15 protein-coding genes, 1 pseudogene and 1 riboswitch are annotated in these 19,915 nt (G+C 27.2%); of the genes and pseudogenes, 12 read left to right on the plus strand and 4 right to left on the minus strand.

Features of this window, described 5'->3' with window-relative positions; translation table 11 throughout:
• The 7 genes from Q1K13_RS11460 to Q1K13_RS11490 all read left to right on the plus strand — a co-directional run bounded on the left by Q1K13_RS11460 (position 1) and on the right by Q1K13_RS11490 (position 6,801).
• A complete protein-coding gene (locus Q1K13_RS11460) occupies positions 1–882 on the plus strand; it encodes a carbohydrate ABC transporter permease (protein WP_300350964.1) in 882 nt (293 codons plus the stop codon).
• Between the two features lie 465 nt (positions 883–1,347).
• A complete protein-coding gene (locus tag Q1K13_RS11465; RefSeq protein WP_300350967.1) occupies positions 1,348–2,280 on the plus strand; it encodes a sulfurtransferase in 933 nt (310 codons plus the stop codon).
• 247 nt (positions 2,281–2,527) lie between these two features.
• Positions 2,528–3,199 carry a TVP38/TMEM64 family protein gene (locus Q1K13_RS11470; protein ID WP_498038047.1) on the plus strand — a complete coding sequence of 224 codons (672 nt, stop codon included), beginning with the start codon at positions 2,528–2,530 and terminating at the stop codon, positions 3,197–3,199.
• The gene (locus tag Q1K13_RS11475) at positions 3,186–4,298 is read left to right on the plus strand and encodes a (Fe-S)-binding protein (protein WP_300350970.1); all 1,113 of its coding nucleotides are present in this window, start codon (positions 3,186–3,188) and stop codon (positions 4,296–4,298) included. The genes Q1K13_RS11470 and Q1K13_RS11475 overlap by 14 nt, the downstream gene beginning before the upstream one ends.
• Positions 4,298–4,885, plus strand: coding sequence for a CDP-alcohol phosphatidyltransferase family protein (locus Q1K13_RS11480; protein WP_300350972.1), 588 nt, complete (start codon positions 4,298–4,300; stop codon positions 4,883–4,885). The genes Q1K13_RS11475 and Q1K13_RS11480 overlap by 1 nt, the downstream gene beginning before the upstream one ends.
• A gap of 292 nt (positions 4,886–5,177) precedes the next feature.
• Complete coding sequence (locus Q1K13_RS11485; protein ID WP_300350974.1) at positions 5,178–5,810, plus strand: DUF47 domain-containing protein; 633 nt, start codon at positions 5,178–5,180, stop codon at positions 5,808–5,810.
• Entirely contained in the window at positions 5,803–6,801 is a 999-nt protein-coding gene (locus Q1K13_RS11490) for an inorganic phosphate transporter (RefSeq protein ID WP_300350977.1), read from the plus strand. Before Q1K13_RS11485 ends, Q1K13_RS11490 begins: the two co-directional genes overlap by 8 nt.
• Positions 6,802–6,923: 122 nt before the next feature.
• On the opposite strand, the gene Q1K13_RS11495 is transcribed toward Q1K13_RS11490, so the two are convergent.
• The 3 genes from Q1K13_RS11495 to Q1K13_RS11505 are packed head-to-tail and all read right to left on the minus strand — an operon-like array spanning position 6,924 to position 10,480.
• Positions 6,924–8,810 carry a PTS fructose transporter subunit IIABC gene (locus tag Q1K13_RS11495; RefSeq protein ID WP_300350980.1) on the minus strand — a complete coding sequence of 629 codons (1,887 nt, stop codon included), beginning with the start codon at positions 8,808–8,810 and terminating at the stop codon, positions 6,924–6,926.
• 3 nt (positions 8,811–8,813) lie between these two features.
• On the minus strand, positions 8,814–9,734 hold the full coding sequence (gene pfkB / locus Q1K13_RS11500) for a 1-phosphofructokinase (protein WP_300350982.1): 921 nt from the start codon (positions 9,732–9,734) through the stop codon (positions 8,814–8,816).
• Entirely contained in the window at positions 9,734–10,480 is a 747-nt protein-coding gene (locus tag Q1K13_RS11505; protein ID WP_300350984.1) for a DeoR/GlpR family DNA-binding transcription regulator, read from the minus strand. The genes pfkB and Q1K13_RS11505 overlap by 1 nt, the downstream gene beginning before the upstream one ends.
• Before the next feature lie 343 nt (positions 10,481–10,823).
• On the opposite strand from Q1K13_RS11505, the gene Q1K13_RS11510 reads away from it, so the two are divergent.
• Together Q1K13_RS11510 and Q1K13_RS11515 are read left to right on the plus strand one after the other, a co-directional pair.
• A complete protein-coding gene (locus Q1K13_RS11510) occupies positions 10,824–11,360 on the plus strand; it encodes a chromate transporter (RefSeq protein WP_300350987.1) in 537 nt (178 codons plus the stop codon).
• Positions 11,360–11,884 carry a chromate transporter gene (locus Q1K13_RS11515; RefSeq protein ID WP_300350990.1) on the plus strand — a complete coding sequence of 175 codons (525 nt, stop codon included), beginning with the start codon at positions 11,360–11,362 and terminating at the stop codon, positions 11,882–11,884. Before Q1K13_RS11510 ends, Q1K13_RS11515 begins: the two co-directional genes overlap by 1 nt.
• A 157-nt stretch (positions 11,885–12,041) precedes the next feature.
• On the opposite strand, the gene Q1K13_RS11520 is transcribed toward Q1K13_RS11515, so the two are convergent.
• Positions 12,042–13,145 carry an AI-2E family transporter gene (locus tag Q1K13_RS11520; protein ID WP_300350993.1) on the minus strand — a complete coding sequence of 368 codons (1,104 nt, stop codon included), beginning with the start codon at positions 13,143–13,145 and terminating at the stop codon, positions 12,042–12,044.
• Between the two features lie 208 nt (positions 13,146–13,353).
• Between Q1K13_RS11520 and Q1K13_RS11525 the strand changes: the two genes are divergently transcribed.
• The 3 genes and pseudogenes from Q1K13_RS11525 to Q1K13_RS13055 all read left to right on the plus strand — a co-directional run.
• On the plus strand, positions 13,354–14,010 hold the full coding sequence (locus Q1K13_RS11525) for a cysteine hydrolase family protein (RefSeq protein WP_300350995.1): 657 nt from the start codon (positions 13,354–13,356) through the stop codon (positions 14,008–14,010).
• Positions 14,011–14,245: 235 nt separating this feature from the next.
• Positions 14,246–15,721 (plus strand): glutamate/gamma-aminobutyrate family transporter YjeM, encoded by a 1,476-nt coding sequence (gene yjeM, locus Q1K13_RS11530; protein ID WP_300350998.1) that lies wholly within the window; start codon positions 14,246–14,248, stop codon positions 15,719–15,721.
• A 211-nt stretch (positions 15,722–15,932) separates the two neighbouring features.
• Positions 15,933–15,992: riboswitch (Fluoride riboswitch) on the plus strand.
• A 78-nt stretch (positions 15,993–16,070) separates the two neighbouring features.
• Positions 16,071–17,378, plus strand: a pseudogene (locus Q1K13_RS13055) (voltage-gated chloride channel family protein); the annotation flags it as partial.
• Positions 17,379–19,915 lie beyond the last annotated feature (2,537 nt).

The raw sequence follows: 19,915 nt of genomic DNA on the forward strand, positions 1-19,915 counted from the left end.
ATGTTAGAAACTAAAAAGAAAAAGAATGTAGGGCTAGATAGTGAAAATAAAACAAAAAAGATAATGGCTAATACATTATTAAGAATCATATTAATATGTTCAACTATTTTAGTTATAGTACCAATAATGTGGACAATAATGTCTTCTTTTAAGACTACTAAAGAATTCTATGCAAGTCCATGGGCATTACCAAAAAGTTTTGGTTTTAATAACTACATTACTGCATTTACAAAAGCTAACATGGGAGCTTACTTCTTTAATTCAATTTTAGTGACTATAATAGCTTTACTTTTATCCTTATGTTTAAGTGTGCCAGCATCCTATGTTTTAGCTAGACAAAAATTTTTGGGTTGCAGTTTAATAAAAAATTTATTTATGGCAGGATTATTTATTCAGCCAGTATATATAATAGTTCCTTTATTCACAATATTAGAAAAAATGAACTTATTAAATAATTTATTTTCCTTAGCTCTCGTTTACGCAGTTTTAAGCTTACCATTTTCAATATATATAATGAGTGGATTTATGAAAGGAATTGCTAAGGATTATGAAGAGGCTGCGATGATAGATGGGTGTACTAATCTTCAAATATTAACTAAGATTGTTGTTCCATTAGCTAAACCAGGCATAATTACTATAATGATATTTAACTTCATGAATTATTGGAATGAATATGCAATGGCTATGACATTTATAACAGATGCAAAGAAAAAGACTTTGCCAGTAGGATTACAAAATCTAATGGAAGTTCAAAAATTTGCTACAGATTGGGGGGCACTTTTTGCAGGACTTGTTATTGTAATGATTCCAACAATGGTTATTTACTCATTAGTTCATAAAAAGTTAACTGAGGGAGTAAATATTGGGGGAGTTAAAGGGTAATCATAATTTCATATATATTTAAAAATCAGGTGGTATTTAAGTACCATCTGTTTTTTTACTTAAAAAGATGACTAATACTTATATTTATAGTACCATGATATAGTATTTAGAAAATTTATATTTTAAAAATTTTTTTATATAATTAAGTATATTAAAAAATATAGAGTCTGTATCTAAATACAATAATAAAACTTACAAATATATTTCTATAATTACTAGATTTTGCTAAGAAATTATAAGCATTACTTCGAAAATATCACTAAAGCTTAGAAACTTGCTACGCTTCAAACAATCTAAGCTTTTTAAGGTGATATTTTCTACGTAATAATTTAAATTCTAAAGCTCATTTAGATATTCTTTTCATATTATTTGTAAGTTTTATAAAAAGTTATTTTGATACAAGCTTTATTTATAAAATAAAGTATTGTGTGTTATATACACGAGATATTAAAAGGAGTGATTTTTATGAATTTCAAGAAGTTTTTAGCTGCTACTTGTGCAATAACTATTATTGGAGCAGCCTTAGTAGGTTGTAGTAGTGATAATAAGGATAAGAATAGTAAGGAGGTAGCTAAAGTCCAGATATACAATAATGATTACTTTGTAAGTGAAAAATGGCTTTCTGAGAATTTAGATAATAAAAAAGTTGTTATATTAGATGGAAGAAGTGAAAAAGATTATAAAAAAGGACATATACCAAATGCTATTAATGTTCCTTGGCAAAGTTTAGCAAATATGAAAGGTAAAGCTGGAGATAAAGGTTGGGGTGTTGCCTTAAATAAAGAAGAATTAAGTAAAAAATTAGGTGCATTAGGTATAGACAAAGATACAGAGGTAGTAACATATGCAAATAAAGATGGCTGGGGTGAAGATGGAAGATTAACATGGGAACTTAAAACGGCTGGAATAAATTCAAAAATGTTAGATGGAGGATATGATCTTTGGAGTAAAGATGACTTACCAACAACTAAGGATGTACCTGTAGTAGTAGCTAAGAATTTAAATATAGAAAGCATAAATTCAAATACTACAATTACAACTGAGGAATTATATAAAAATATGGGTGAATATAAAATAGTTGATGCAAGATCTAAGAATGAATATGATGGAGCAACTAAATATGGAGAGGCTATTGGAGGACATATAAAAGGTGCAATTTCATTACCATTTAATGAAGTTTACAATGAAGATGGAACAATTAAATCAGAAAAAGAACTAAATAAAATATTTAAAGATGCTGGATTAACAAAGGATCAAAAAATTGTTACTTATTGTACTGCTGGAATACGTTCAGCACATTTAGCTTTAATATTAAATATGTTAGGATATAATGCTAAAAACTATGATGCATCATATTATGAATGGGCTACAACTCATCCAGAACTTGTAGTTAAATAGTTATAATTAAAGTTTTATAGAATATATTTTATACATAATTTTTAAGAGGCTTTATAAGTTGCTAAATTTAATCCGTCATATAAATAGTACATATACACCTTAAATAAGTGCTTTTTATATTAGGCTTAGCAAATTATATTAAGCTTCTTTTTAATAATTGGTTCTGTTTTAAATCAACACTCTATTAAAATAGAACCTAATAATTAATAGGAGGAATATTAGGGTGAAATGTAAAAAAAATTGGGTTATGACTTTGGCTTTTTTATTAGCTATGCTTTTGATATATTTATTTGTACCTATTGTAAATATAAAGATAAATCAAATGATATTTTATTTAAGTAGTATGAACTTAGAGATGATAAAAGAGTACATATTATCCTTTGGAATATGGGCACCAATAACTTCTTTTTTACTAATGATACTTCAATCAGTAATAGCTCCAATACCAGCATTTTTAATTACATTAAGTAATGCTGCTATTTTTGGATGGGTTAAGGGTGCTTTATTATCATGGAGTAGTGCAATGGCAGGGGCAGCTTTATGCTTCTTTATTGCAAGAGGTTTAGGAAGAGAAGGTGTTGAAAAGCTTACAAGTAAGTTTGATTTAAACAATATAGATGAATTCTTTGAAAAGTATGGAAAACATACAATATTGATAGCAAGATTATTACCATTTATATCCTTTGATATTGTAAGTTATGCAGCAGGCTTGACATCTATGAGTTTTTGGTCATTTTTCATAGCAACAGGAATTGGACAGTTACCTGCAACAATTGTTTATTCTTATGTAGGAGGCATGTTTACTGGGGGGGCAAAATTATTAATGAGTGGACTTTTAATACTTTTTGCTTTAAGTATTGCAATTTATGTTGGTAAAAAGGTATGGAATGAGAAAAGAGGAAAAAATGAAAAGCAGTGATTTAAAGGAAAACTTAGAAAAATGTATTGATTGCAAAGCTTGTTATAAAGTATGTCCTATGATGGATTCTTTTGGAAATAGTCCTAAGAATATTATGAATGAGATAAGTGAAAATAAGATTGATTTTAGTAAAATTTCTTATTCTTGTATGCTTTGTAATGCTTGTACAGAAGTATGTCCTAAGGATATAGATTTAAAAAGTATGTTTCTAAACTTTAGAATAAAAAAATATAGTACTGATTTGAAAAATACTAGGAAATTTTTTAAATTAAGAGTTGTTGAAAATCATCAAAAAGGTAGTTTTTCTAAAGTTTTAACAAGTAAAAATAATGCTAAAAATATAAAAAGAGTATTTATGCCTGGATGTAGTTTAAGTGGATATGATAATGAAATTATATTTAAGGTTAAAGAATATTTAAATGAAAAATTAGGAGAAACAGAAATAGTAATTAAATGTTGTGGAAAACCTTCAAAGGATATAGGGGATTTAAACCTATTTAATAGGAATATAAAAGAAATTGAGGATTACTTAAATAATAAAGGAGTAAGTGAAGTTATAGTAGCTTGTGAGAATTGTTATAAGACATTTAAGGAAAACTTTAAAGATATAAAGGTTTTAACTCTTTGGGAAATAATAAGTGAAGAGGGAGTACCAGATGGAGTGAAAAATATTTATTCAGATTTAAAAGAAGAATTTGCACTTCATGACCCTTGTACTATAAAACAAGAAAAACAAATACATGAAGCTGTTAGAATTATATTAAATGAAATAGGTATAAATTTTAGAGAGTTTGAAAAAAATAGAAGTAGAACAGAATGTTGTGGAAGTGGTGGCATGGTAGGTGTTACTAATAAGGAGTTATGGGAAAAGCAAAGAAATAAAAGAGCTAATTCAACAGAATGTAAAAACATTATTTCTTATTGTGAATCCTGTGTTAATACTTTCAAAGGATCAGGGAAAAATGTAGTACATATACTAGATTTACTTTTTAATGAGGAATTTATTAAGAGGAAAAGAATAAATCAAAAAGAAGTTAATACATTTAATCAATGGATAAATAGAATAAAGTTAGCTAATAAAGTTAGGAGAGAAGTTTAATGTTAGATACTTATGGAAGAAAGTATGTTAATCCTTTAATTGATTTAGGGGCAAAATTATTTTCTAAACTAAATTTGAAGCCAAATCATATTACGGTATTAGCTTTACTCTTAGGAGTTATAAGTTCTATTTTAATTTATTTTGATAAGATGATTTTAGCAATTATTATGCTATGGATTTCAGGTTATTTAGATTCGGTAGATGGTGCAATGGCTAGAATGAATGGAATAAGTAGTTCGTGGGGAACTCTTTTAGATATAACTTTTGATAGAATTGTTGAACTAGGTATAATTTTAGTTTTAGCATTTAAATTTCCAGAAAGTAGATTATCATTATTATTTTTAACCATGACAATATTAATATCTATGACCATATTTTTAACTGTAGGTGCTTTAGCAAAAAATAATGGAGTTAAATCATTTAGATATCAGGCAGGAGTAGCTGAAAGGTCAGAGGGATTTATATTTTTTTCGCTTATGATTTTATTTTCTACAAGCCACCTAAATATATTAACAAATTTATTTTCAGTTATTATTTTAATAACAATCCTTCAGCGTATTTTAGAAGCTAAAAGATTACTAAGTTAAAACAATTATATAAAAATTTTAAAAATATGTTGAAATATTTTATTGTTTTAATTAAGAATGTTAAGTTGGTTAATAGATAGTTAAAATAATATTCTTTAAATGTTAAGAAATAAAAATAATTTTTAATAATAAAAATATTATATTAAAAAATATATAAAATAAATAGAAAAAAATACCTATTGTGTTAAGTGTAAGTTAATTAATTGATACTTTGTTAAAAATAAAAAATTATTGTGATATACTAAATTTGTTTGATAAAATTAACAAAAGAATTAGGAGATGAAAAAAGGAAATGTTTAATTTAAATCCTACAGACGATAAATTTTATAACATGTTTATTGAGGAGGCTAAAAACTTAGAAAAAGCAGCTTTAATATTAAGTCAATCAATAGATGATCTTGATAATAAGACAAGCTATGTTGCAAAGGTTGAAGAATTAGAACATAACGGTGATGTTATAGTACATAATTTAATAGAAGAGTTAAACAATTCTTTTATAACACCAATAGATAGAGAAGATTTATTCTCAATAACTAAAAGAATGGATGACATTTTAGATGCAATAGAAAGCACAATGCATAGATTCGCTATGTTTAACATAGACACTCCAAGAGAAGGTGCTAAGGTTTTAGCTAGCTTAATTTTAGATGCAAGTAAAGAATTAGTATTATTAATGGAAGAATTTAAGCATATGAAAAAGAATAATAGAGCCATAACAGATAGGGTTATTTCTATAAATAAAATAGAAAATAAAGGTGATGTTTTTTATAGACAAATAATATCAGAATTATTTTCTGAGGATGGAAAAACACCAGTTTTAGAAATAATAAAATGGAGAGAAATATATAAATTCCTTGAATTAACTCTAGATAGTTGTGAGTCAGTTGCAAATATAGTCGAGGGAGTAGTGATGAAGTATGTCTAGTACTTTCGCAGTGACAGTCATTATAATTTTTTTAACACTAGCTTTTGACTTTATAAATGGATTTCATGACACAGCAACGGCGGTTGCAACATCAATCTCAACTAGAGCCTTATCACCTAAGGCAGCAATAGCCTTATGTGCAATATTCAATTTTATTGGTGCATTCTTAGGAACAGAGGTTGCAAAGACTGTGGGAGATGGAATTGTAGATCAAAGTAAGATTCCATTATGGGTAATTGCAGCAGTTATATTAGGTGCAATAATATGGAATCTTATAACTTGGTATTTTGCAATTCCAAGTAGTTCATCACATGCCTTAATAGGATCATTAATAGGTGGAGGAATAGCCTATTCACATAGCATTAATATAGTAAGTTGGAGTACACTTTTTGATGAAGTAATTCTTTGGCTTATTTTATCACCAATTATAGGTTTAGTAGTAGGTTACTTTTTTATGATTGCATTAAACTGGATTTTAAGAAAATGTAAACCAGGCCCAGTAAATAGATTATTTTCAAAGTTGCAAGTATTATCTGGAGCTTTAATGGCCTTAAATCATGGAGGAAACGATGCTCAGAAATCAATGGGTATAATTACAATGGCACTTTTAAGTGGTGGTTTTTTATCAACATTTGAAGTTCCAACTTGGGTAATAGCATTATGTGCCATTGCTATGGCTACTGGAACATCAATTGGTGGACAAAAAATCATTAAAACAATGGGAAGTGGAGTTGCTAAATTAAACCCAGTTAATGGATTTGCGGCTCAGACAGGGGCAGCTGGAGTAATTGGTATAGCAACTATGTTTCATGCACCAGTAAGTACAACTCATATTATAACAACTTCAATAATGGGTGTTGGTGCTTCTAAAAATCCTAAAGCAGTAAAATGGGGAGTTGCTAAAAGTATAGTTTGGGCTTGGATATTAACAATCCCAATAAGTGCTGCAATTGCGGCTTTAATAGTAGAAATATTTAAATTTATTTTATAATAAAAATAATAATTTAATATATTATAAAACTCCCATTAAATTAGTTTGAAATTTATTTTAATCTAATTTAATGGGAGTTTTTTTATTTTTAAAACTAAGTATTAAAATCTAAAATTTATTTTTTAGTTGTTTTTTTGGTTGATAGGTTTCTTTAAGAATCCTATTATAATAGCTGATACAATTGAACCTATTGCTATTGATAATACATATAAGAAAGGATTTCCTTTTACTATTGGAATTACAAAGATTCCACCATGAGGAGCTGGTAATCCTATTTTGAATATCATTGACAATCCACCAGCTAAAGCTGAACCAATAACACAAGCTGGGATAACTCTAAATGGGTCAGCGGCTGCGAATGGAATAGCACCTTCTGTTATGAATGTTGCGCCCATAATATAGTTAGTTAAGCCAGCATCTCTTTCATCTTTAGTAAATTTATTTTTAAAGAAAGTAGTAGCTAAAGCTGTTGCTAGAGGAGGAACCATACCACCAGCCATTATAGCTGCGTGAGGATAATAATTATCAGATGAAATCATTGCTATACCAAATGTGAAAGCAGCTTTGTTTATAGGACCACCCATATCTATAGCCATCATTCCACCTAAAACGATACCCATTATTACTAAGTTTCCAGTACCCATATTTTTAAGCCATATTGTTATTGAGTTATTAAGTGATGTAACAGGTCCAACTATTACTAAATACATTAAAGCTCCTGTAATTAATATACCGAATAAAGGATAAAGTAAAACAGGTTTAATTCCTTCTAAAGACTGAGGTAATTTACTAAATAATTTTTTTAAGAATAAAACAACATATCCACCAAGAAATCCAGCGATTAAACCACCAAGGAATCCAGCATGGCTATTATAGGCAATTAAACCACCAACCATAGCAGGGGCAAAACCAGGTCTATCAGCTATACTTGAGCCTATAAAACCAGCAAGGACAGGTATCATAAGAAAGAAAGCGTTTTCGCCACCTATATCTTTTAAAAGCTTAGCTATTGGATTAAAGGTTGGATCACCAATTTCTGCAGAGTGAATGCCAAACATGAATGAGATAGCTATTAATATACCACCACCAACTACAAAAGGTAACATATTAGAAACACCATTCATTAAATGTTTATAAAATCCTCTTCTTTCTGTTTTACTAGATTCAGAATTAGTTTTATCTCCTAAATGATGATAAATTGGAGTAGAATCGTTTAATGCCTTATTAATAAGATCAGTTGGTCTTTTCATAGCTTGTACAACAGGTACAATAACTACTTTTTTTCCATTAAATCTAGCCATATCTACTTGCTTATCAGCTGCGACTATTATTCCATCAGCTTTTTTAATATCTTCATCAGTTATTTTGTTTTTAACACCAGTTGAGCCGTTTGTTTCTACTTTTATATTTAAGCCCATTTCCTTTGCTGTTTTATTAAGGGAGTCTGCTGCCATATAAGTATGAGCTATACCAGTAGGACAGGCTGTTACAGCAAGTATATATTTTTTATTTAAATCGTTTTCTGTTAAGTTAGAAGTTTCTTCTCCAACTTCTTTTTCTTCAAATTTATCTAAATGATTTAGTATATCTTTAGGTTTTTTTGAATTTAAAAGACCCAGTTTAAATTCTGGATTCATAAGAAGTACAGAAAGCTTAGATAAAGTTTCTAAATGCTCATTATTAGCACCTTCTGGGGCTGCTATCATGAAAATTATATTAACAGGTTCTCCATCAATAGCATCATAATCTAAGCCGTTTTTACAGATTCCTAAAGCTAAAGATGCCTTTTTTACTGCAGAAGTTTTAGCATGAGGAATAGCTATTCCTTCTCCAATTCCTGTTGAAGAAAGGCTTTCTCTTTTTAAAATTTCTTTTTTATAAAGAGATTTATCAGTCAGTTTTCCAGAATTCCCCAAAACATCTACTAACTGGTCTATTGCCTCCTCTTTTTTTATAGCTGAAAGGTTAAGGTTAATTGTATCTATACTTAATAATTGAGAAATTTTCATAATTTAATCCTCCTTGTATTTATTTATTTGAATAAGTGGTAAAAGTTCTTTTACAAAATCGTAATTAGCTAAATCAAGTGAAAATGCACTGGCACTTCCAGAGGCTATTCCATTTTTGAATGACATTAATATATCATTAGTTTTTATGTATTCTGCCAAAAATCCTCCGACTAACGAGTCACCTGCACCAACAGAGTTTTTAACTTCTCCTTTCGGAGCATTTCCTTTAAAAATTCCATTTTTATTTATTAATAGAGCACCATCTCCTGCTAGTGAGATTATTACATTTTCTGATCCAAGTTCAACTAATTTTTTCCCATATGATATAAGAGCTTGTTCAGAGTTTAGTTTTACATTGAATATTTCTTCTATTTCATGATTGTTTGGTTTAATTAAAAATGGTTTGTTTTTTATAGCTTCTAAAAGAGCTTTTCCAGATGTATCAACCACAACTTTTACTTTGTTGTTACAAACTCTTTTTTGAATTTGTAGGTATAAATCTTTTGGTAGAGTTGCAGGAATGCTTCCAGCAAGCACTAATATATCGTTTTCTTTTAATTTATCTAATTTTTCAAATAGATTATCCAAATTTTCTTTAGATATATTTGGGCCAGCTCCGTTTATTTCTGTTTCTTCATTAGATTTAACTTTAACATTTATTCTTGAATCTCCAGAAATTTTTATAAAATCAGTTGTTATTCCATAAGATTTAAGTTTGTTATCTATAAATTCACCAGTGAATCCTCCTAAAAATCCTAAAGCTATGTTTTCAGTAGATTGACTACTTAGTATTCTAGATACATTAATACCTTTTCCTCCAGGAAATTTTATATCTTTAGAAGTTCTATTTACTATTCCAAGTTCAAGATTTGGTACTTCTATAACATAATCTATAGAAGGGTTTAGAGTTAGAGTATAAATCATTACATATCAACCACCTTTATTTCTGTTTTTTCTTCATATGTATTATCTTCTGGTTTTTTATTGGTTATAATAGTACATTTGTCTATATTTGAAAATTTTACTGTTGATATTTCTCCAAATTTAGAATTATCAACTAGAACATAAGCTTTTCTTGAATTTTTTATAGCACATTCTTTCATTATGGATTCTTCAGTATCTGGTGTAGTTAATCCAAATGTAGGGTGAACACCATTTGCCCCTAAGAAGCATTTATCAAATCTAAATTTTGATAAACACATCAAAGCATCACATCCTGTTATAGCTTTTGTAGATATTTTTACATTTCCACCTATAACGTAGCATTTAATATTCTTTTGAATAAGTGTATCTATATGAGATAATCCATTACTTACAACTAATATATCCTTATTTTCTAAGTAATCGATTAATTCATAAGTTGATGTACCTGCATCTATAAAAATACATTCACCATCTTTTATTAAAGATGCTGCATATTTTGCGATTGCTCTCTTTTCATGAATGTTTTTGGATGATTTTTCGTTGTAACTTAATTCTTTAGAGACATTTTCTAATTCCTTAGCACCTCCATGAACCCTTTTTAAAATGTTTATAGATTCAAGATAACTAAGATCTCTTCTTATAGTTGATTCAGAACTTTCAGTAACTTCTAGCAATTCTGTAAGACTGACAAAGCCTTTTAGTTTTAATAAGTTTATTATTATTTCATGTCTTTTTTCACTTAACATTGTTACCTCCCTAAAGCTTATGATTTAATTATACAATCATAATCATTCAAAATCAACTAAAAGCATTCAAGAGTTGAATTATATTTTTAAAATAAATATCATATAAATAAATATTAATAATATTCTTGAAATAAGAGGTGTTTATTTTGAAGCTGAGGATGGATATAATATATCTGTCACAATTTAAGTGAAGAAGTATGATTAAATACTTAAAATTGTGAAATCTAAAAGTGAAAATTTTATTGTGGGCGAATTTGTAATGAAGATAAATTTAGGCTAGAATATTTAGAGAGTGTTTCTTTTAACATAGAGACCTCTTTATTTTTATTTTATGGAGGAGAGTATGAATATAGAATTAAATATGTTTAAGTCTTTCTTTAAGATTGGAGCTTTTACTTTTGGTGGAGGATATGCAATGATTCCTTTGATACAGCAAGAAGTTGTAAATAAGCAAGGATGGCTTACAGAGGATGAGTTTATGGATGCTTTAATTGTTGCTCAAAGCTTACCTGGAGTTATGTCAATCAATTGTACGACATTTATAGGCTATAAGATAAGTAAGTTAAGAGGAGCTATTATAGCTTTATTAGGGACTGCACTTCCTTCAATATTAATAATACTTTCAATAGCTATGTTTTTTATGAATTTTAGACATAATTACTTTGTTAATTTAGCTTTCATAGGAATATCATCAGCAGTTCCAATGCTTATTTTTTCAGGAATTTTATCTCTTTCAAAATCACTTAAAAAAACTACCATAAATATTATTGTTATGGCTATAGCTGTGGTTGCATTAACATTTTTTAATGTGAATCCTATATTAGTTATAATTTTTGGAGGAATATATGGTGTGCTTTATTATGGAAGAGGTGATAAGTAATGATGGTTATAATAAAAGTATTTTTAGCTTTTCTAAAAATTGGTGCATTTAGTTTTGGTGGTGGAATGGCCATGATTCCATTTATAGAAAGAGAAGTTGTAACTAAGTATGGTTGGATTAGTAAAAGTGAGTTCTTAGATGTAATAGGAATTTCTCAAATGACACCAGGACCTATAGCTATAAATAGTGCTACCTTTGTTGGATATAAAGTCTGTGGAATACCAGGAAGTTTAATAGCTTCAGTTGGAGTTGTTTTAGTAGCTTTTATATTAGTAATAATAGCTAGTAAAACATTAGCTAAATTTAAAGAAAATAAAAAAATACAAGGTGCTTTACTTGGTATGAAACCAGTAATAATAGCCTTAGTTATAAATGCTTTCATAAGTTTATCAAAGGAATCTTATCATGATATAAAATCTTTATTAATTGCGGCAATATGTATGTTTTTAATACTTGTTAAAAAGGTTCATCCTATTTTAGTAATTGTAATTGCTGCTTGTTTAGGAGTTGCTTTTTATATATAAATTAAAAGAGCATTTATCAAAATAACTTTTTATAAAACTTACAAATAATATGAAGAGAATATCTAGATGAGCTTTAGAATTTAAATTATTAGCGAAATCTAGTAATTCTAGGAATATATTTGTAAGTTTTATTATTATATTTTGATACATGCCTTTTTTATTGGGCTCTATATTCATATTTTTTTATAAGTTTTGTTAGATATATTTTAATTACTGACATCACAGGACTTCCCAAAATCATACCAATAGGACCATATATGGCTCCTCCAATAGTAACACCAAGTATTACTAAAAATGGACTAAGACCAACTTTGTTTCCTATAAGTTTTGGATCTAAGTACCAAGCATCAAACTGTTGAAGTAAGAAAAGGTATATTAGAACAAAAACTGCTTTCATTGGACTTAAGAATAAGTTTATGAAAAATCCTACAATCATACCTATAAATGGACCAAAGTAAGGAATCATATTAGTTATACCAACTACAACTGATAATAATAGAACGTAATCAGATTTAATTAGGGTTAATCCTACAAAAGCAAGTATTCCTATTATTAATGAGTCAAGAGCTTTTATACCTATATAAGTTCCTATTTTATCATTTAGTATTTTGACAAATCCTATTAATCCATCTCCAAATTTTCTTCCAAAAATAATACGAGTTAATTTTCCGCTTATTTTAATAAACTTGTCTTTATCTATTAAAACATAAATAGATATTAAGAATCCAAATACCCAGTTTATTAATGAACTAGTTAAACTTATGGCAGTATTAAGTAGCCAATTTGAAAGAGAAGAAATCATAAAACCAATAGAAGAAATTATTTTGCCACTATCTGTATTAAAAGGTATGTATGAATTCATTTCTTTAGGTATTTTTAATTTAGATATTACTTCAACATATAAATGTTGGATATAACTTGTGAATTCAGGAATACTATCTATTAAATCTATTAAACTTGTACACAATCTAGGGAAAATATAGGTTATTGCTAAGCCTAGTAAAATAATAAATAGTAGATAAGTTAGTAATATACTTATTCCTCTTGAAATTTTAAATTTTTTATTAAAAAGATTCACTATTGGATTTAATATGTATGCAATAATAAATGCCAATATAAAAGGAGATAGTATAGTCGAAATAGAATGGAATACAGATATAACATTAGATAGATTATCTATAAGTTTTATTGATATATAAGATATTATTACTACTATTATTATTTTAAAGTATAGACGATTGTTTTTTAAAAAATTGTTCAATTTAACACCTCCTTGTAATACTTTACTACTTGATTATAGTTCTTTGAAATAAATTAATCAATTATTAAAAATGATAATCTTTTTAATAAAAAAATGTGTGATTTATTAATTAATTATTAATATTACAAATATTTATTGAAAATACTTTCATATAAGTTGATAATAATTTTTATAAATAAATTGATTTTGGATTTAGGGGGGATATTAAATGAACAGAAAAGAGTTGTTATTAAGAGAAAGTACTGAGATGATCAGTGTAATTTATAATAAGCTTGAAAATTTAGAAACAGTATTACTAGATGATATGAATCCAGAAAAAACACTACTTTTAATAGTGGATATAAATAAGGGATTTGCTAAAAAGGGTTTTTTATATAGTTCTAGAATAGAAAACTTAGTTAATCCAATAAGTCAACTAGCAAAGAAGTGTTTAGATAAAGGAATTAGTGTTAAGGCATTTACAGATTATCACACAGAAGACTCAAGAGAGTTAAAATCATATCCAAATCACTGTATGGAAAATAGTGATGAATGGGAGCTTGTTGATGAACTTAATATAGAAGGAATAGAAGTAATAAAGAAAAATTCTACTAATGGATTTTTAGAAGAAAAGTTTAAATTAGATGATGAAAATACAGAGAATATAATAATAGTTGGGGATTGTACTGATATATGCATTTATCAGCTAGCAATAACCTTAAGAGCAGATTTTAATAGAGCAAATAAACCAGGAGAAATATTTGTTCCTAAAAATTTAGTTGATACATTTGATAATGAAATACATAGAGCTGAATTTATGAATTATGTATTTTTAAATTCTATGGTTGACAATGGAATAAAAGTTATAAAAGGTATAGAATTTTAGTAGGTATTTTATAGAAAAAAAGTTAGTGAAATTAAGAGTTTATTGAATATTAACTAGTATGTACTAAAAAATAGTCTTAAAACTTATTATTATCTAAAAAGAAAATAAGTTAAACAAAAAGGAAGTCTTTAGATTTAAGGCTTCTTTTTTTTATACCAAATATTACTTAAATAAATAATTGAAGAATTAGGAAAACTAATTATCAAGAGTAAAACTTATGATGAGGAGTGGTTTTATGAGTGAAAAAAAGGGTAGATTAAATTTAAGTCAATTAGTTCTTATGATATTTACCACAGTATTTGGCTTTGCAAATATGCCAAGAGCATTTTATTTAATGGGATATGGTGCAATATTATGGTATGTTTTGGCTGCCATAGCTTTCTTAATTCCTTTTGCATTTATGATTGCAGAATATGGTGCTGCTTTTAAAAGTGAAAAAGGTGGTATATATTCATGGATGGAGAAATCAGTTGGAGAAAAATATGCTTTTGTAGGAACTTTTATGTGGTATGCTGCATATTTAATTTGGATGGTTAATATATCATCAAGTATATGGATACCTTTATCAAATGGAATTACAGGAGAAGATACAACAAGCACATGGGGATTCTTAGGTTTAAATTCTACTCAGAGTTTAGGAGTTTTAGGATGCATACTAATAATAGTAATAACATTAATAGCAACCAATGGAATTGATAAAATTAAGAGGGTTACAAGTACTGCAGGAATATTTGTAATGCTTTTAAACGTAATATTAATTTTAGGTGCAGTTATAATATTTGTATTAAATGATTTTACATTATCACAGCCTATTGTGACAGCAACTGATTTTTTAAATTCACCAAACCCTGAATATGAAAGTATGATATCAGTTCTTTCATTTTCTGTATTTGCTATATTTGCTTATGGTGGAATTGAGGTAGTTGGAGGATTGGTTGATGAAACTGAAAATCCTACAAAAACCTTTCCAAAAGGAATTATATTGGCAGCCACAGTAATAGCTGTTGGATATTCTTTAGGAATATTAATGTGTGGAGTATTTACTAATTGGAATGAAGCACTTTCCTTTAAAACTGTTCATATGGGGAATGTGGCCTATGTTTTAATGAGAAATCTAGGGTATCAACTTGGTTTAGCATTAAATTTAGGAGAAACAAGTTCCTTAACATTAGGACTTTGGATTTCTAGGTTTGTTGGGCTTTCAATGTTCTTTGCATTAGTAGGTGCGTTTTTTACAGGAGTTTATTCTCCATTAAGACAGTTAATAGAGGGAACACCAGAATCAATTTGGCCAAAGAAAATTGCAGAACTTAAAGATGGAGTTCCAAGAAATGCAATGATAGCTCAGTGTATAATTGTTGTTATTATAATTTTATTAGTATCATTTGGTGGAGAGGGAGCATCAAAGTTCTTCTCTAAATTAGTTCTTATGACTAACGTAGCAATGACAATACCATATATGTTTATAGCAGGAGCATTTTATTCATTTAAAAACAAAAAAGAAATTGAGAAACCTTTTGAAATATATAAAGGAAAAGGTATTTCGTTGATAGGAACAGTAGTTACTGTTTTAGTTGTTGGCTTTGCAAATGTTTTTACAATAATATCACCTGCAATAAATGGAGATTGGAATTCTACTTTGTGGATGATTGGTGGACCTATTTTCTTCTCAATATTAGCATTGTTTATATATGGAAGATCAAAAAAATAAGAAAGTAGATAATTTTAATTATATAAAATTTTTTATTTTATTTGTAAAACAATAAATATTTTAATGTTTTCAAGCTATAATTTTATTTAAATAAAATTATAGCTTAAAAAATATTTATTTTTTGAAAATATAAATGTAAATTATAATAAAAATAAAATAACTATTAAAAAATGTAGACAAGCACTGCTGATTATGTTATTATTTTAAAGTAATTTTTATGGGCGATGGAGTTCGCCATTAAATGCTTTATGCTAATGACTCCTACAAAATATAAATCATAACATAGGTTTATATTTTGTAGGAGTTTTTTTATGCAAAAAATTATTTTAATTTTGGAAGGAGAAATTGGATGACATACAAGTCGGTAGAAAAAAATAAAGTTTTAAAAAACAAGAATAATAGTCTTTTATTTGGAAAGACATTTATAAAGTGGGTTCTTATAGGAAGTTTAATAGGTGTTTTTATAGGTGGAGTAATAGCATTTTTCTTAAAAAGTCTTGAGTGGGCAACAGAGTATAGAATGGAACATGGTTGGTTACTTTTCTTATTACCCCTTGGAGGAGCATTAGTAAGCTTCTTATATTATAAATATGGTAGAAATTCTGTTAAGGGTAATAACTTAATTATTGAAAATATAAATGATTATTGTGGAGATGTTCCATTACGCATGGTTCCTTTAGTTTTCTTTGGAACTGTTGTAACTCACTTCTTTGGTGGATCAGCAGGTAGAGAAGGAACAGGGGTCCAGATTGGAGCAAGTATTGCAGAGGCAATAGGTAAAATATTTAAACTTAATGAAGAGGATTCAAAAATAATGCTTATGGCAGGTGTTGGTGGTGGATTTGCTGCTATATTTGGAACACCACTTGCTGGGACTGTTTTTGGATTAGAAGTAGCCATATTAGGAAAAATGAGTTATGAAGCTTTAATACCAAGTTTTTTTGCAAGTGTAGTAGGTAATGAAGTTGTAAAAATGTTAGGAGTACATCATTCTCATTATAAAGTTTTAGGGGTTCCAGAGGTTACTTTTTTAGTAGTTTTAAAAGTTATAATAGCTTCAATATGTTTTGGATTAGCAAGTAAGTTATTTAGTCAATTAACTCACAAATTAAAAGAATTATTTTCTAAGGGATTTGAAAATACAGCAATAAAAAGTTTTGTTGGTGGATTAGTAGTTATAATTTTAGTATATATAGTTGGAACTAGAAAATATTTAGGATTAAGTTTGCCATTATTATCACAAGCATTTACTTCTCATGTTGCCCCTTTAGATTTCTTAGGAAAATTAGTATTTACAGCCATAACATTGGGAGCTGGATATCAGGGAGGAGAAGTTACTCCTTTATTTGTTGTAGGTTCTACGTTAGGTAATACACTATCAGGAATATTACATTTATCACCATCATTCTTGGCAGCTTTAGGACTTGCGGCAGTATTTGCTGGTGCAACTAACACACCAATAGCCTCATTTATTTTAGGAGTAGAGATGTTTGGTTCTGAGGCAGCCGTATATTTATTTATGGCTTGTGCAATAAGTTATGTTTTCTCAGGTCATACTGGAATATATAGTTCACAAAAAATAGGAGTTAGTAAGAGTCATTTAATAGAATTACCTAAGCATACAACACTTTCTACATATAATAAGAAAGAAAAAGTTTTTGCAACAGATGATGAAAAACAAAAAATACTTGTTGGACAATTTGCCTTTGGTAAATCAAGCTTAGAATTAAATAGTGAAGAGGGAATGAATGTATATAAGTTAAGAATAAAAGGAAAAGGCGCAAGACTTATACACACTTCATATAATCCAGATGGAGCTTCATGGACAGCTAAACCTTTAAATGGACAATTAGAATACATAGATTTAGATCATAATAAAGAAGAAATTTATGCTATATCTGTAGGGAAAAATCATGATGAAAAAGATAAGATTACTATTTTAAATAAAAATTTATTTAAGAGTATAGAAGTTGATTATAGTGTCAAAAAATCACATCATCATAATAATTCAGAACCAATTGAAAAGGAAAATGATTATGATATAATTTCAGGTCAAATAAAAAGACATAAGGCTACTATGGATTTAGATTGTGAAAAAGGAGAGAGAACTTACTATATAGAAGTTAATGGTGGAAAGATAAACCTTTGTCACAATTCATATAATCCAGATGGTGGACATTGGACAGCACCACCAGTTCATGGAGGAAAAATAATGAGAGAGCTTCATGAAGGTCTTCATAAAATAACATTACATATAGGAGAACACTTAGGTGAAATTGATAAAGTTAAAATAATAAATAAATCAATATTTAATGACGTTAAAGTAAAAGTAACTCCTGCAAGTGATTTTGAAAAAGAAAAAGAATTACAAGAATTAGAAAGTTAATATTAGTAATAATTTTATATAAAAATGAAAATTGCAGTTAAAGATAAAATTTATTGATGATTTTAGTTATCAAAAATTAAAAAGAACTACTATTTCTCTGGAAAAGTTATAGATTTTATAATTTTATTGTGAGGATAAACTACTTAATCAAAGATGAGGTTGAAGATATAAGACAGGGTTTTATAATTAGGACAAACTATAACAGGAAGTTTATTCATTTGTTGTGTGAGAAAACAAATTTCTAATAATTATATTACAATATTAGTTTTTTAATATGTTTTAAATATAAGTTAATACAAAGTGTTTATAAGGGTCTCTTTATCAAAAATAAATATAAAATTTTCAAATACTCTGAAAACTAGGTTAATTTTTAAATATTATTTGAAAATTTTATTGAAAAGTTAGTTTGATAATAGCCCTTTTCTATTTACGTAGACTTTACTTTTGTATTAGCTAATAAATTAAAATCAAAATATTGAATGAATTTAGGGCAAAATATATAGATTTTTATCATTTAGATATTTTGCAGTAAAATATTTAGGTTAAGAGTTTTATGTTAATAAATGTTATTACAAAGATATAGTTATATTTCAAGGTTAATTTAGGAATTTTTATTAAATTAATAATATTTAAAAAGAAACTCTAAATTTAAGCTTATAAATTGTGAGTATTTAAATTGATTTTATATAAGTTTGTATACCTTTAAAATCTTTAAATTTAAGTTTATAACTTGTGAATATTTCAAATGCATGAGAAAATTAATCTCTTTATATATAGAGTTTAAAGAAATTTTTTATAGATTATATATGTTACTTACTATTTTAGGATCACTTAATTATAAGTGAAAATTAAACTTTTGAACCTATATTTTTAATGTTGAACATTTCAAAATAATAACTAAAGTGAACAAACACCCTTTTAATAAAACAATTTTGATTATTAATGATATAAATATTCAATAATTAATGAAACTCTAAGTTTCTTATTAAGAGATATATAAAGTTTTATATAAAACTTTAATGTTTATTTTTAGTAGATCTATTAGTCTTCATTAATATGATATAAAGTTATACATGAAATCAACGCTATTTTAAAATAGAGCTTATTTTAAAACCTAGATGTTAATATTTATGAACTTATTTTAAAATATAACTAAAAGTTAGCTTAAAGATAAGTTTATAAGTATTTATAATATAGATAATACTTTAAGGGGAGGAAGAAATTAGAAAATAAATAATTGATAAAATAAGTTAGTTTTAATAAAAAGATGTTTATAGTAAGACTATTCTTAGAAAGCGTAAGTAGAGAGAATTATTTTACATGAGGTGGAATATGAAAATAGGAAGGTATGATTTAAACACAATATACTAGTTTGTTTTTTTAGAATGAAAAAGATAAATTTGTTATTTATATGAACTGATAAAACGTAGCCTAGCGTATCAATACAATTAAAATAAAGAAAAAGTTAGAAAGAATGAATAATATAAATATAAATTTAAAAAATACTAATGTAATATATTTTTTAGATTACAATATATGATAAGATAAAACACGTCGCCGAGAAAGATGAATATGATTTTTGGAGAGGATTTAATGAGTGAAACAAATCATTAAATAAATTTCAAAAAAAGTGTTGACAATGTTTCTAAGAGGTGATAAACTAAGGAAGTCGCTTGAGGGCGATGAAGAAATGGTCTTTGAAAATTAAACAGAAGATATTAACATAAACCAGCAATTCTTTTAACAAGTAATATGAGTATAGATTAAACTTTTAAATTGAGAGTTTGATCCTGGCTCAGGATGAACGC

It is taken from the genome of Clostridium sp., assembly GCF_029267215.1.
GTDB lineage: Bacteria > Bacillota > Clostridia > Clostridiales > Clostridiaceae > Sarcina.